Here is a 14,750-nt window from a genome sequence, read left to right as displayed (position 1 = left end):
CCCTCAGAGTGACGCCTCGCTCGCCGCCAGCGGCAGGGTAAAAGCAAACACAGAGCCGTGTGGCTGGCGGTTGCGGGCCGTCAGCTTGCCCCGGTGGCGCTCGATAATGCTGTAGCTGATGGTCAGCCCCACTCCCATCCCCTGGGCTTTGGTGGAGTAGAACGAATCAAAGATGCGCTCGCTCAGCCCCGGTCCGATGCCGGTGCCGCTGTCGGCGATTTCAAAAGCGATCCCCCCGCCCTCCGGGTTTGAGGTGGAGAGTTCCAGCGTGCCGGGCCGCTCTTTCACCTCGGCCATCGCCTCTATCGCGTTCATCACCAGGTTCAGCAGCACCTGCTGGATCTGCACGCTGTCCCCCACGATAAAGCTGTCCGTCGCCGCCAGGGCATAGCTGACGCTGATGCACCGCTGCTCCAGCTGGCTGCGCGACAGGGTAATGATGTGCCGCACCAGATAGTGCAGATCGATGCGGGCGAAGACCGGATCCTGCTTGCGGGTGAGGGACTGCAGGCTGCGGATGATCTCCCCTGCCCGCTCGCCCTCGGAGACAATCTCCTCCAGCCCGAGGCGGGCCTTATCCAGCCGGGCCGGATCGCGGTTGAGCCAGCGCAGGCTGGCCCCGGCGTTGGCGACAATCGACATCAGCGGCTGGTTGATCTCATGGGCGATGGACGAGGTGAGCTGCCCGACGGTGGTGGCGCGCGATACGCGGGCCAGCTCCGCCTGGGCCACGCGCATGGCGTCTTCCGCCGTCCGCTGGGTGGTGATGTCGGTGATGATGCCGTAATACTCGTTCACTTCACTGCCCACCCCCACCGGATCGCCAATCCCCAGAATGGTGCGGGTGGCACCGTCGGCGCGGATAATGCGGAACTCGGCGCGCATGGTCAGGCCGTTGCGGACGCTCTCGGTGACCAGGTGCTGATGCGCGGATAGTCATCCTGATGCACGAAGGTGAGGAACTCGGCCATCGAAATCATCTTCTGTTTCTCCGGCAGGCCGAGAATGCGGGCGTACTCTTCCGACATAAACATCAGATCCTGCTGCAGCTCCCAGCGCCAGCTGCCGGTGTGGCTGATCTGTTCCCCGAGCATCAGCGAGGTCTGGCTGGCCCGCAGTTCTTTCTCGACCCGACGGCGCTGGAGGTTCTCTTCCAGCAGCTCGGCGTACAGCCGGGCGGTCTCCAGCGAGATGGCGGCGTGCGCCCCCAGCAGGCTCACCACCCGGGAGTGTTCCACGGTAAAGACCTCCGGCATCAGGCGGTTCTCCAGATAGAGCACCCCCACCAGCCGGGCCTGCTTGAACATCGGGACGCACATCACCGCCGCCCCGGAGGTCACCAGATACGGGTCCTGGCTGAAGGGGTGGAACTCCTCCGGTTTGCCGGTGTGGATCTCCTGCCCGGTGCGGATCACCGCCGCCAGCACCGTCAGCGGCATGTCGGTGGCCATCGGCACCTCTTTGCGGATCTGCACCCGCACCCCGTCGGTAGTGGTGCTGGCGCTGGCCTCGATCTCCGGGATGTTATTGTCATTCACCCGGATCAAAAAGCCGCGCTGGGCGCCGGCCCGCTCCAGCAGGATGGTCATCAGGGTTTCGATCAGCCGCTCGAGGTTGATCTCCTCCGACAGGGCGCGCGAGGCCTTGATCACGCTCTGCAGATCGCGGATCTCCTCGTTACGGGCAAAGGCCACCGTGTCCCAGGCGTTGGCCTGGCCGGGGGCCAGCAGGTAAGGGAAATCCCGCTCCAGCTGGCGTATTTTGGACTGTGCCCCGGCCCGTCCCCAGGCGGTCATCGCCCCGCGGAAATGGGCATCGGCGGCGGTGGTGTAGCCGCAGGCATGGGCGAAGCGTCCGGCCAGCTCGTGGGCCAGGGCGTTGAATGGGTTAAAACCGCCGTCGCGCGACAGGCGCACCGCCTTCTCGTACTGCTCAAGGGCGATGCTGTTCATGCCGTCCAGGCGCACGATCTCGGCGTAGATCAGCGCCTCTTTATCGGCAAAGGTGCCCGGGTTGATCCGCGCCCAGAGGGCGATTTTGTCGTAGTGCAGATGGATCTGGCGGCGCAGGTCGGCGGAAAAGGTCTCCGGGGTCAGCTGCTGGGAGAGCGCCAGGGCGCTGTAAAGATGGTAATCCAGCAGATGAATATGGCCCGGCGCGGACCAGGCGAACTGCCCGGCCTGCTCGAGATTCTCTGCTGCCTGCGGGAACTCGCCGCAGGCGAAGTGGGCCATCCCGCGATAGAGCCAGAACCAGAACAGCATGGTGGAGGTCTGCTCCGTGGCCTGCTCTGCGGCGGCGGGCAGCAGGGAGTGCGGCAGCACCTCGCTGGCGGTCCAGTGGCCGCTCACCGGGGTGCGCAGATGTTCCACGTAGTGGCGCTGCATCAGCAGGATCGCCTCCACGTCCTGGTAATGGGTTTTGCGCACAAAGGCCAGGCCGCGCTCGATGCTGGTCAGCACCCCGTCAAGGTGATCGCCCCGGGTAAGGAAGTTGATCACCTGATGACAGGCGGCAAAGCAGGCCACCGTCATGTCCCCGTGGGTGACGGCAGAGGTGAAGCAGGCCTTGGCGCACTCGATGGTGTAGCCCAGCGGCTGGGTCCAGACGCTGAGCTGATCCAGCGGCAGCAGGGTTTTGGCCTCAAAGGCGTCGTAGCCGTGGCGGTTGACCAGCTCCCGCGCCAGGGTGCCGTACTGAAAGCCGAGGCGATACTCGGCGTAGCGGTGGCCAATCAACACCCCGAACCACGCCATCGCCGGGGCGGACGCGCCGGTAATGCCGTGATCCAGGGTCAGGTGCATCATCCGGCACAGCAGAATGAAATGCAGGCGCGAGCGGGTAAAGCTGGCGAACACGCAGGCGCTGTTGAGCAGGTTCATCACCGCCTCGGTGTCGCCGTCGTTCATCAGCGGCAGCCCGGCAAAATGGCCCTGCGGGTTATCGCCGACGCGGTTGCACAGGCTGTGCCAGGCCTCGTCGCACTCGGCGGCCTCCGGGTAGCGGCTGACGTGAATGCCAAACACCGCCAGCCAGCTCAGGGCCGCCTCCAGCGCCAGCCGGTTGTCGGACTGGCGCATATAGACTTCGGCCAGCAGGTTCGCCGCCAGCGCTTTTTCCGCCAGCCCGCCAGGGGAGTTGAGAATGCGGTCGCACAGTCGGCGGGTGCAGTCGAGATTGCCCAGCGCAAACTGGCACCCGGCCTCCTCGCTGTCGAGCGTGAAGTCGCTGGCGCTCTCCGGCAGCGCACCGACGTTGCCCAGGGCGCGGGCGGTCTGGATATAGCTCAGGGCCGAGAGGTAATCCCCCGACCGGCGGGCGCGGCGGGCCGCCAGCAGGCTCAGCTCACGGAACATCTGGCGCTGGGGCGCAGGCTGAATGCAGTCCAGCGCCGCCGTGACGTGATGCACGGCGCGGAACAGGATCTCGTTGCCCGCCGCCTGACGGGCCGACTCCGCCAGCAGGCTGGCGGTGGTAAGGTGCAGACGGCTGCGCTCGGCGTTATCCAGCAGGGCAAAGGCCGCCTCCTGAACCCGGTCGTGGGTAAAGGCATAGCTCCCGGCGTTGAGCGTGATCAGCTGCGCCGTCACCGCCGGGTGCAGGGCATAGCGGATCTCCGCGACCGACATCGCCACCACCCGGCACACCATCTCCAGCTCGCCGCTGCCGCCGAGGCAGGCGATGCTGCCCAGCAGCAGCTGGGTCTCTTCAGGCATCTCCTCCAGCTGCTGCAGTACCAGGGTGACCACGTTTTCGGTGTAGTGCCGGGTGCGGATGGCGTGCAGATCGTAATGCCATTTATCCTGGTACTTGTTGTGCGTCACCAGCCCGTCATCGACGATGCGGCGGAAAAACTCATGGACAAACAGCGGGTTGCCGCCGGTTTTTTCATGGATCAGCCCGGCCAGATCGAGGGTGCTGGCCGAGCGGGTATGGAAGATATCCGCCAGCCAGCGCGACACGGCCTTCACCGACAGCGGCTCCGGGCGCAGCTCGGTGGTATTACGCGAGGCCAGGTGCAGGCTCGCCAGCTGATGATGCAGGGTGTTGTCCGGCAGCGAGCAGGCATCCCGGTGCGCCACCACCATCAGCAGCGGCACGGTGCTGGCGTGGGTCAGCAGATACTCCAGGATTTGCAGGCTGGCGGGGTCGATCCAGTGGATATCGTCCAGCAGCAGCACCAGCGGGTAGCCCGCGCTGGCGAAGGCCTTCACCAGGGCCAGCACCATATGGCTGAAGCGCGCCCGGGCGTCGATAGAGAAGATGTCGCTGGAGAAGCGCGGCTTGTTATCGAGCAGCAGCCGCAGCTCCGGCACCAGGCTGACGGCCAGAGCTTCGTAGCCCTCCAGCTCGCGGGACAGGCGGATCTTCCACTGGGCCACCTCCTCCGCCGACAGCCCCAGCAGATGCAGCGTCAGGTTACGAAACGCCGAGGTCAACGCCGCGTAGGGTAGCGTGGGGGAAAACTGGTCCACCTTGCCCACCGCCAGCAGCACGCTGCGGTTTTGCAGGGCCTTCAGCCCCGAGGCGATCAGTGACGATTTGCCGATCCCCGACGGGCCGCTAATCGCCACGAATCCGGCGATAGCGTCGCGATTGACCCGCTCAAAGGCGTGGAGCAGCTCCGCCGCCTGGGGATGGGCGGTGTACAGGGTGTCGGTGAGATGAAAGGCCGGGGAGCGATCCTGCAGGCCGGGGGTAAAGGCAGCGATCTCCCCGTCGTCACTGAGGGTGGCCTGGCAGCGGCGCAGGTCGGCAATCAGGCCATCAACGGTCTGGTAGCGGTTCTCCGGCTTTTTCGCCAGCAGCTTGAGGACGATGGTCGACAGCATGGCGGGCACGCCGGGACAGACTGCGCCCGGAGCGCGGGGCTCGGAGGCGATATGATAGTGCGCCCACTTGCCCTGATCCTCGCCGCCCAGCTCAAACGGCAGGCTGCCGGTGAGCAGCTCGTAAAGCACTACCCCCAGGCTGTAGAGATCGCTGCGGTTATCCACCGCGCGATGGGTGCGGGTGGTGTGCTCCGGCGACATGTAGGCGGGGGTACCGCCCACCACCGCCAGCCGGGATTGCTGAAGCTCTTCCGAGGTGCCGGACGACAGGCCAAAGCCCCCCCAGCCGACAGCGGTTGTCATCGTGAATAAAAATATTGCCGGGCTTGATATCGCCATGCACCAGGTTGCGCAGATGCATCAGGCGTAAAGGCAGGCTGATGCGGATCGCCAGATCGAGGAAGCTCTGGATACAGGCCATCGGCGCGCCGACGATCCGGGTTAACAGCACAAACGAAAAGGGAGCATAAACCAGTGCAAAGCGCCCGTGGTATTGCGTGCTGGCCACCGGGCGAATGGCCCAGTCGTCGCTCAGGTACTCCCGCAGGGCAAACTCGTTGCGCAGCAGGCGCGTTGCGCTGGCCTCTTCTTCATCGCTCACCCCGGTGGCGATGATAAACGATCCGCCGGAGGTGGGCAGGCGGGCATTGAGCCAGCAGAGGCTCCCCTCCTGCCCCAGCGGGGTAAAAATGACGTCTTCTTTAAGCACAAAAGCCCGCCCTTCCGCTAAATTTTCGGGGGCAGGCCAGAGCGCAGGCAGCGATGTGTTGTTCATCCACGTTCCTTATTTTTCTTCGTTAATGGTTCTCGTGGGATCGGTTGTGCAGGTGTTGTCAGGTGGCGAGCGCGCGTTGAATGTGCGCCAGCAGCACATCGACATTAATCGGTTTGCGCAGAAAAACAACAGCGCCGTGTTCAACAGCGTAGCGTTGAATATTTTCATCCGCATGACCGGAGATAAAAATAAGCGGCGGCGGCGAGGGGGCGATAAGGTGCAGTTTGTCGAGCATCTCGAGACCCGTCATCCCCCGCAGGCGGATGTCGGCGATCACCAGCGCCGCGTCTGCCAGCGCGGTGGGGTGGCTGAGAAACACTTCCGCCGAGTCGAAGGCTTCTGTGGCATACCCCTCCGACTGCAACAGGTTGCTTAACCCGCTGCGAACAGACCGTTCATCATCAATGATGGCTATGCGCTGCGGCATGCTCGTGTTCCTCAAACTAAAGGTGATTAACCCTCGCTACCGTCACCGGGACGGGCCGGAGGTGGAGTGCCGCTGATTTTGGGGACGCATTCATGGCGAAACCAGGTCATCGTCAGCTGACGGCTAAACAGGCGGCGGCCAATCGGGATCAGCTGTTCGCCCACCAGCATGCCAAACAGCCCCAACAGGGCGACAACCGGCGGCGCGGGCGAGTGTACATCAATTGCGGCATAAATCACCCCTGCCAGAATTCCACAGCTCAGCGAAACGACCCAGGCTTTCATGACGAGGCTCCTGTGGTAACGGCGACGGGGGCTTTTTGCGCGGTGTCATCAGCATGCAGAAAATGGCGGGTGGCCTGTTCGCCAGCCAGCATCCCCAGCAGACCAATTAGCGCCAGCGCGGGCGGCGCGGGGGAACGGACTTTCAGCAGCGCGTACAGCAGGCCGATCAGCACGCCTGCCGCGAGGGAAATTAACCCAGTACTCATGATGGACTCCAGAGAGGTCAACGGCAGGCCGGATGAGGGCCCAGCCTGCCGCTGAAAACTTAGCGAACCGGGGCCGGAACCGGCGCCAGGGTTTCGTGCTCGCTCTTCTGGCGAGACGGGGCTTTGTGCACCATGGTGTAGGCGTAGTCCACACCCATGCCGTAGGCACCGGAGTGCTCACGCACGATATCCATCACCGCGTTGTAGGTCTCTTTGTGGGCCCAGTCACGCTGCCACTCCAGCAGCACCTGCTGCCAGGTTACCGGGATCACGCCGGCCTGGATCATGCGCTGCATGGCAAAGTCGTGGGCCTCTTTCGAGGTGCCGCCGGACGCGTCAGCCACCATGTAGATCTCGTAGTCGCCTTCCAGCATCGCGCACAGGGCGAAGGTGTTGTTGCATACTTCGGTCCACAGGCCGGAGACCACCACTTTCTTCTTGCCGTTGGCTTTCAGGGCGTCACGCACTTTCTGGTCATCCCAGGAGTTCATGGAGGTACGCTCAAGAATGTCTTTGCCCGGGAAGACGTCCAGCAGTTCCGGGAAGGTGTTACCGGAGAAGCTCTGGGTTTCAACGGTGGTGATGATGGTTGGGATGTTGAACACTTTGGCCGCTTTCGCCAGCCCTACCACGTTGTTTTTCAGCACCTGACGGTCGATAGACTGCACGCCAAACGCCATCTGCGGCTGCTGGTCGATGAAGATCATCTGACAGTTATCGGGGGTTAACACTTCGAGTTTTGAGTTAGACATAATGGTATCCAGTGAGGTTAACAGGTGAAATCCGTCGCACGACGCGGCGACGATGCGATACCTGTATCCTGGATGACTCTCCGCCCTTGCGTAATTATCTCTTTGTATAATTAACCTTTTGTATAGTTATACGCAGGTATAGTTATACTTTGGTATAGCTATCCCTTTGTATAACTGGTTTTTTCCGGTAACCGGTTCCAATAATCCTGACATTTCCCCTCTCAGTCAGGAGCAGTTATGACTTCCTCTGCTACAGCAGATTTGATTCTGGTGAATGGCCAGTTTCATACCGTCGATCGTGAAAATCCCCTCGCCGAAGCGGTTGCCGTGCGTGACGGCAAATTCCTTGCAGTGGGCACCGTTGCCGAGGTGATGCAGTACCACGACGACGCCACCAAAGTGGTGGATCTCAAAGGCCACACCGCCATCCCCGGCCTGAACGACTCACACCTGCACCTGATCCGCGGCGGGCTGAACTACAACCTCGAGCTGCGCTGGGAGGGCGTGCCGTGCTGGCCGATGCCCTGCGAATGTTAAAAGAGCAGGCCCTGCGCACCCCGTCACCCCAGTGGGTGCGGGTGGTGGGCGGCTGGAGCGAGTTCCAGTTTGCCGAGCGCCGGATGCCGACCCTGGACGAGATCAACGAGGCCGCGCCGGAGACGCCGGTGTTTATCCTGCACCTGTACGACCGCGCCCTGCTCAACCGCGAGGCGCTGAAGGTGGTCGGCTACACCAAAGACACGCCGAACCCGCCGGGCGGCGAGATCCAGCGCGACGCCAACGGCAACCCGACCGGGATGCTGATCGCCCGTCCGAACGCCATGATCCTCTACGCCACCCTCGCCAAAGGGCCAAAACTGCCCCTGGAGCAGCAGGTGAACTCCACCCGCCAGTTTATGCGCGAGCTGAACCGTCTGGGCTTAACCAGCGCCATCGATGCCGGCGGCGGTTTCCAGAACTACCCGGAAGACTACGAGGTGATTGCCGAGCTGCACGACAAAAAGCAGATGACGATCCGCATCGCCTACAACCTGTTTACCCAACGCCCCGGCCACGAGCTGGAAGATTTCGAGAAGTGGACCGACATGCTCAAGCCGGGCCAGGGCACCGACTTCTTCCGCCATAACGGCGCGGGCGAAATGCTGGTGTTTTCCGCCGCCGACTTCGAGGATTTCCTTGAGCCGCGCCCGGATCTGGCCCCCGGCATGGAGGACGAGCTGGAGCGCGTGGTGCGCCATCTGGTCGAGCACCGCTGGCCGTTCCGCCTCCACGCCACCTACGATGAGTCCATCAGCCGGATGCTGGACGTCTTTGAGAAGGTCAACCGCGACATTCCGTTCAACGGCCTGCACTGGTTCTTTGACCACGCCGAGACCGTCACCCAGCGCAACATCGACCGCATCAAGGCCCTGGGCGGCGGCATCGCCGTGCAGCACCGCATGGCCTTCCAGGGCGAGTACTTCGCCGAGCGTTACGGGATGGAAGCGGTGCGCCACACCCCGCCGGTCACCCGCATGCTCGAAACCGGCGTGCCGGTGGGTCTGGGCACCGACGCCACCCGCGTGGCGAGCTACAACCCGTGGACCGCGCTCTACTGGCTGGTCTCCGGCCGCACCGTGGGCGGGATGCAGATGTACGATCACAGCGCCCGTCTGGATCGCGACACCGCCCTGATGCTCTGGACCCAGGGCAGCGCGTGGTTCTCCAACGAGCAGAGCCAGAAAGGCCAGATCAAAAAGGGCCAGCTCGCGGATCTCGCGGTACTGAGCAAAGACTTCTTCCGCGTGCCGGAAGAGGAAATTAAAGGCATCGAATCGGTGCTGACGGTGGTGGATGGCAACATCGTTTACGCCGCAGGCAGCTTCGGCCCGCTGGCGCCGCCTGCCATCCCGGTCCTGCCGGAGTGGTCGCCGGTGGTCAAAGTGCCGGGTCATTACCGCAGCGCGCCACCACAGGCTGCCCGCGTGGGGATGCAGGCCGTGCACCACTGCAGCGGCCCGTGCGGGGTGCACAACCACGCACACGATTTTGCCCGTACGGCAGAGATGCCGGTGGCCGACGATAACGCCTTCTGGGGAGCGCTGGGCTGCAGCTGCTTCGCGTTCTGATCATGATGAACTCAACCCAACCTAACCTGCCCCGGATTGACCTGGGGCTGTTCTTCCTGCGGATCGCCGGCAGCCTGCTGCTGCTCTACGTGCACGGCCTGCCGAAGATCATGCATTTCAGCGAAGAACTGACGCGGATCGAAGATCCCTTTGGCTTCGGGCCGTACTTCAGCCTGATCCCGGCGATCGTCGCCGAGGTGATCTGCCCGATCCTGATCCTGTTCGGCGTGGCGACCCGGCTGGCCTGCGTGCCGATCATCGCCGTGCTGCTGGTGGCGATGCTGGTGGTGCATCCGGGCTGGTCAATTGCCGAAGGCCAGTTTGGCTGGCTGCTGCTGATTATCTTCACCACGCTGGCCATCACCGGCCCCGGCGCGTGGCGGGTCCGTTCGCGCGCCACGGAGAGATTCGCATGACCCAGATCACCGACGCGCACGTGGAGCATCCGCCTGCCCCAACGATGTCCACCTGGCAGCCGCTGCACCAGCGGGTGTTCCGCATGCTGTGGATCGCCACGGTGGTCTCCAACGTTGGCTCGTGGATGAGCGACGTGGGGGTCAACTGGAGCATGCTGACCCTCAGCGCCGATCCGCTGGATATCGCCCTGGTGCAGGCGGCCAGCAGCCTGCCGATGTTCCTCTTCGCCCTGCCTTCCGGGGTGATGGCGGATATCGTCGACCGGCGTAAGTACCTGCTCTTCTCCCAGCTGTGGATGTTTATTGCCGCAGCGGGGCTGGCGATCCTCTCCTTTACCGGGCAGGTCACGCCGACGGTGCTGCTGGCCGCGGCCTTTCTGCTGAGCGTCGGCAGCGCCATGAGCTCGCCGCCGTTCCAGGCGGTGGTGCCGGATCTGGTGAGCAAGGCGGAGCTGGGCCCGGCGGTGGCGCTCAACTCGCTGGGGGTCAACATCAGTCGCGCCATCGGCCCGGCGCTGGGGGGGCTTTTTTACTCTCGCTGGCCGGACCCTGGATGGTGTTCCTGCTCAACGCCCTGTCGGTGCTGGGCGTGGCCTGGGTGCTGTGGCGCTGGAAGCCTGCCGCCTCGGTGCAGCGCCTGCCGCCGGAGCACTTCTTCTCGGCGGTGCGCACCGGGGTGCGCTACGTGCATGCCGCACCGGTGCTGCGTAACGTGTTAATTCGCACCGTGGCGTTCTTCGTCTTCGCCAGCGCAGGCTGGGCATTGCTGCCGCTGGTGGCGCGTCGGGAGCTGGGCCTCGGCCCGGCGGGGTACGGCATCATGCTGGCCTGTATCGGGCTGGGGGCGATTGCCGGGGCGGTACTGCTGCCGCGTCTGCGCCAGCGCCTGAACGCCGACCGGCTGATGGTGGCGGCGAGCCTGGTCTTCGCTATCACCATGCTGGCTCTGGCCTTTGTGCGCCACTTCTGGCTGCTGAACCTGTTTGAGTTCTTCACCGGCTTTGCGTGGATCGCGGTGCTCTCGACCCTCAACCTCGGGGCGCAGCGCAGCGCCGCACGCTGGGTAAAAGCCCGGGCGCTGGCGGTCTATCTGACGGTCTTTTTCGGCTCGATGACCGCGGGCAGCGCCCTCTGGGGACAGATAGCCTCGCACGTGAACACCGCCACCTCACTCTGCGTGGCGACGATTGGGATGCTGCTGGCCAGCGCTACGGTGCTGCGCTGGAAGCTGGAGAAAGATCCCAACCTGAACCTCGATACCAGCGGCCTGATTGCCGACGACGCGCGGGAGAGCATCCCCAACGAGCGCGGCCCGGTGCTGGTCTCCTGCGAGTATGTTATTGATCCTGAAGCGGTAAGCGATTTCCTGCAGGCGGTCCACGAGCTGCGCCGGGTGCGCCGCCGCGCGGGTGCCATCAGCTGGGCGGTGTATGAAGATATCGACCAGCCGGGTCTCTTTGTCGAGACTTTCCTGATGGGATCCTGGGTGGAACACCTGCGCCTGCAGGAGCGCCACACCATGAATGACCACCTGCTGCAAAGCCGCGTGCTGGCTTTCCATCAGGGCGATGCACCCCCGGCGACCCGCTATCTGGTGGCGCCGGTTTAAAACCTAAAACAACACTTTGAGGAAGAGACTATGGCGACGATTAAAGCGAAAGATGGCACTCAGATTTACTACAAAGACTGGGGTGCGGGTAAACCGGTGCTGTTCAGCCACGGCTGGCCGCTGGATGCCGACATGTGGGACAGCCAGCTGAACTACCTGGCTGAGCGCGGTTTCCGCGCCATCGCCTTCGACCGCCGCGGCTTTGGCCGTTCGGATCAGCCGTGGAATGGCTATGACTACGACACCTTTGCCTCCGACATCAACGATCTTATCACCGCGCTCGATCTGCGCGACGTGACGCTGGTGGGCTTCTCGATGGGCGGCGGCGACGTGAGCCGTTATATCGGCACCTACGGCACCGATCGCGTAGCCGGTCTGGCGCTGCTGGGTGCGGTAACGCCAATCTTTGGCAAATCCGACTCTTATCCGCAGGGCGTGGATCAGTCTGTTTTCGCCGGCATTCGTGACGGGTTGCTGAAAGATCGCGCTCAGTTCATCAGCGACTTCGCCACCCCGTTCTACGGCCTCAACGCCGGGCAAAAAGTGTCTGAAGGCGGGCTGACCCAGACCCTGAACATCGCTCTGCTGGCATCGCTGAAAGGCACCCTCGACTGCGTGACCGCCTTTGCCGAAACCGACTTCCGCCCGGATATGGCGAAAGTCGACGTCCCGACGCTGGTGATCCACGGCAGCAACGACCAGATCGTGCCGTTCGAAACCACCGGTAAAGTGGCGGCGGAGCTGATTAGCAAGGCGGAACTGAAGGTGTATGACAATGCGCCGCACGGCTTTGCGCTGACCCATCAGGACCAGCTGAACGAAGATCTGCTGACGTTTGTGAAGTCGCTGTAAGGGTTAGGTTTGTTGCCGGGTGGCGCTGCGCTTACCCGGCCTACTTCCGTTTGTAGGCCCGTGCAAGCGCAGCGCCGCCGGGCAAATTACGCGCAAGTTAAGCCTGATCTGATGTTTACTATGCGATGTCTATGGGATCAAATTATCACATCGCATGGCCGTGAAAATACCTTAGAACCTAGTTGATTAAGAAAAATCATATGCGTATTACGCAGATGGTCAGTCAAACTCTCTCGCTATACGCCAAAGGCATGTCTAAGCGTAAAATCGGCTCAACATTCAAAGAAATTTACGACTCCGATGTCTCAACCACACTGACTCCAAAAGTTACCGACGTCGTTAAAGTTTGTGAGAATGGCAGCGTAATAAATAGGGCCGTCTTACTAGCGCTCCTGATCAGTATCGAAGGCGAAAAAGAGTTAGGTAAAAGTTACACAAAATTACTAGCGAGATCTCTATTTACCATTTTCCTGAACTGTATGTGTTGTAAAGATTGTTACTTGAACGGAACCAAGCTTGTCGATTACGTTAAAATTAACGTATACTCCACATTCTGAAAAGCAAAAATGAGTGGTGGACGCTCCGCAGAGTTTTTGTTTTTCTAATGAGGGACTGTTTTCTGACAGTCCCTCATCCCTTTTCAGTAATAATCCAAGAGCATTAAAAATGCTACAGCGTCATCACATTACTCGGCCATCCCGAAAAAAAATGGTTACCTGCGACAATGTCAAATTCAAGCTCTGGATATGCATAGCCCATTTCTACTATGCATTAATCATTCTCAGACAAGGTATATTCATTAGATTGTTTTCATTGGGCAAATCACTTTTGTGAACGACTTCTTAAACTGCTCTCAACTCGCCTCCAGTTTATACAGAACCATTTCTGCCGTTTCTTTTAATCCTATACATTATATCGGATTCCAGGCAGCCATACCATAAATGCTCTTATGTCTGCAGATAAATGCTGCATATAGCCTCCGGAAGAACAGACAGCCCATCCATGCAGTGGATTGGGATACCTTCAACGCCACGGTTTTGCAGGCCGCTTACAAGTAGTTCGCAGTTTCACTATCTCACATGTCAATCGAAGAGATGGTACAAGTGCCATTCCTTTTTACCTTTATGTTATTGGAATGACACATTATTTATAACATTATCTTTTAACGTGACACAGAATTCTGAATGTTGTCTGGAGAGTCACTAAAGGCATTATCTTCTTCTATTGCATCTTCGCTCTCAGCAGTGTCTGAAGCGGTACCCAAGAAAAAGTGATGCTCGGAAGATTGGTCCAAATACTTGCGGAATCCATCTCTAGCCTGTGCCAACCCCTCATAATAGTCTTTAAATGGCTTGGATATTTCATCGGCATGCACTCGATCCTTTGGAATCGGCACGCGAATGTCAAAATATCGCTCACCTACATCTTCTCTATTTGTTTGCATGAAAATGACTCGACGCCACTGGTCTCGAACAATATTTAATGACATCGCCCACATTAAATAGAATGCATCAAAATTCGCGTTTTCACCTGGTCGAATAACAATTACTTCCTTTGTAGTAACAACCTGCTCCTGCCCTGGCATCAGCATACAAAAATCGCCGATATTTTTAGATGTACGTTCCGGGCAGATAAGATCCCACGCCTGAAGACCTGATATTTTACCCTTCCAAAAACCTTCAGCGACTGCAAGGGGGGACACGATTTGTAGGATTTATATTAACCAATCCCGCCCGTAAATCGCTTACCTTTATATATGGCACAGTCCCAACTCGCACGCTCTGAGTCGGTGAGCCGTGCCCATTCCTTACGGTGAGTATTTCCTTTTCAATCAACTTTCCTATTGTCATTGATGTAAATGAACTGAAACGATGAGTTGACATGGCTGCATCGAACGCATCATCAAATCTCCGATCAAAATAAGTGGGGACAGCGATGCGCATCGAAACATCATTTTGAGCAACAAATCGAAGAGTTGGAGTCAGCTTACCGTCACGCAATGCTTCCATATCGGTTTTAAGCTGGTCGTCAATGGCATCAATCAGTTCTCCAGTCTCTGAATCCAAAACTTGTACACGTTTACCTGTTTTTCTATCAACTAATGGAAGAAGGCGACCACCTTTTGTGAGGCCGCACGTAGGAGCGGTAGAAACCATTACCTCATTTTCACGGAACCATGATGGCTTATGTATCACTTGTCGTTATCCTCGATTTGTAAAGTGTCGCTATCAACCTCAGCGATCTTTTCAAATATGTAGAAGTTAGTCTTTGCCCGGCAAAATTCTTCGAATGCCTCCATGGGGATATTCACCATACCCCTTAGTTTAAATCGATTTTCAAGCCAATTAGATAACCAGCGATAACTAAAGGAGAAAAAATAAGTTTCAGGGAGGATAATTCCTACTCGCCCCCCCTATTTGCAGCAAGCGATATGCATGCTCTAGGAATATAAGCCCAATTTCTAAATCAACATACTCTGTTTTTTTCCC

The 14,750-nt window shown here is 59.9% G+C and carries 8 protein-coding genes and 4 pseudogenes; 5 read left to right on the top strand and 7 right to left on the bottom strand.

Annotation, left to right across the window (positions count from 1 at the left end):
• Positions 1-3: 3 nt before the first annotated feature.
• The 5 genes and pseudogenes from AAHB66_RS02675 to AAHB66_RS02655 form a co-directional block, all read right to left on the bottom strand.
• Positions 4-5,607 (bottom strand): annotated as a pseudogene (locus tag AAHB66_RS02675) (AAA family ATPase).
• Between the two features lie 58 nt (positions 5,608-5,665).
• Positions 5,666-6,034: a response regulator gene (locus AAHB66_RS02670; protein ID WP_324808773.1), complete on the bottom strand. Its 369-nt coding sequence runs from the start codon at positions 6,032-6,034 to the stop codon at positions 5,666-5,668.
• A gap of 26 nt (positions 6,035-6,060) precedes the next feature.
• Positions 6,061-6,318, bottom strand: a complete 258-nt coding sequence (locus tag AAHB66_RS02665; protein ID WP_312806338.1) for a DUF1427 family protein — start codon at positions 6,316-6,318, stop codon at positions 6,061-6,063.
• Entirely contained in the window at positions 6,315-6,524 is a 210-nt protein-coding gene (locus AAHB66_RS02660) for a DUF1427 family protein (protein WP_347115125.1), read from the bottom strand. The genes AAHB66_RS02665 and AAHB66_RS02660 overlap by 4 nt, the downstream gene beginning before the upstream one ends.
• A 59-nt stretch (positions 6,525-6,583) precedes the next feature.
• A complete protein-coding gene (locus AAHB66_RS02655; RefSeq protein ID WP_347115124.1) occupies positions 6,584-7,276 on the bottom strand; it encodes a hydrolase in 693 nt (230 codons plus the stop codon).
• Positions 7,277-7,513: 237 nt separating this feature from the next.
• Between AAHB66_RS02655 and AAHB66_RS02650 the strand changes: the two are divergent.
• From AAHB66_RS02650 to AAHB66_RS02630, 5 genes and pseudogenes are all read left to right on the top strand, one after another.
• A pseudogene (locus tag AAHB66_RS02650) lies at positions 7,514-9,384 on the top strand (amidohydrolase).
• Between the two features lie 5 nt (positions 9,385-9,389).
• On the top strand, positions 9,390-9,800 hold the full coding sequence (locus AAHB66_RS02645) for a DoxX family protein (protein WP_347116406.1): 411 nt from the start codon (positions 9,390-9,392) through the stop codon (positions 9,798-9,800).
• A pseudogene (locus tag AAHB66_RS02640) lies at positions 9,797-11,409 on the top strand (MFS transporter). Before AAHB66_RS02645 ends, AAHB66_RS02640 begins: the two are co-directional and overlap by 4 nt.
• Positions 11,410-11,439: 30 nt before the next feature.
• Positions 11,440-12,261, top strand: coding sequence for an alpha/beta hydrolase (locus tag AAHB66_RS02635; protein WP_347115123.1), 822 nt, complete (start codon positions 11,440-11,442; stop codon positions 12,259-12,261).
• 159 nt (positions 12,262-12,420) lie between these two features.
• A pseudogene (locus tag AAHB66_RS02630) lies at positions 12,421-12,683 on the top strand (transposase); the annotation flags it as partial.
• A gap of 740 nt (positions 12,684-13,423) precedes the next feature.
• Here the strand turns inward: AAHB66_RS02630 and AAHB66_RS02625 are convergent.
• Positions 13,424-13,963: a hypothetical protein gene (locus AAHB66_RS02625; protein ID WP_347115122.1), complete on the bottom strand. Its 540-nt coding sequence runs from the start codon at positions 13,961-13,963 to the stop codon at positions 13,424-13,426.
• A complete protein-coding gene (locus tag AAHB66_RS02620; RefSeq protein WP_347115121.1) occupies positions 13,941-14,456 on the bottom strand; it encodes a hypothetical protein in 516 nt (171 codons plus the stop codon). The genes AAHB66_RS02625 and AAHB66_RS02620 overlap by 23 nt, the downstream gene beginning before the upstream one ends.
• Between the last annotated feature and the right edge of the window lie 294 nt (positions 14,457-14,750).

It is taken from the genome of Leclercia sp. S52 (assembly GCF_039727615.1).
GTDB classification, from domain to species: domain Bacteria; phylum Pseudomonadota; class Gammaproteobacteria; order Enterobacterales; family Enterobacteriaceae; genus Enterobacter; species Enterobacter adecarboxylatus_B.
This window is presented reverse-complemented; position numbering and strand designations above follow the sequence as displayed.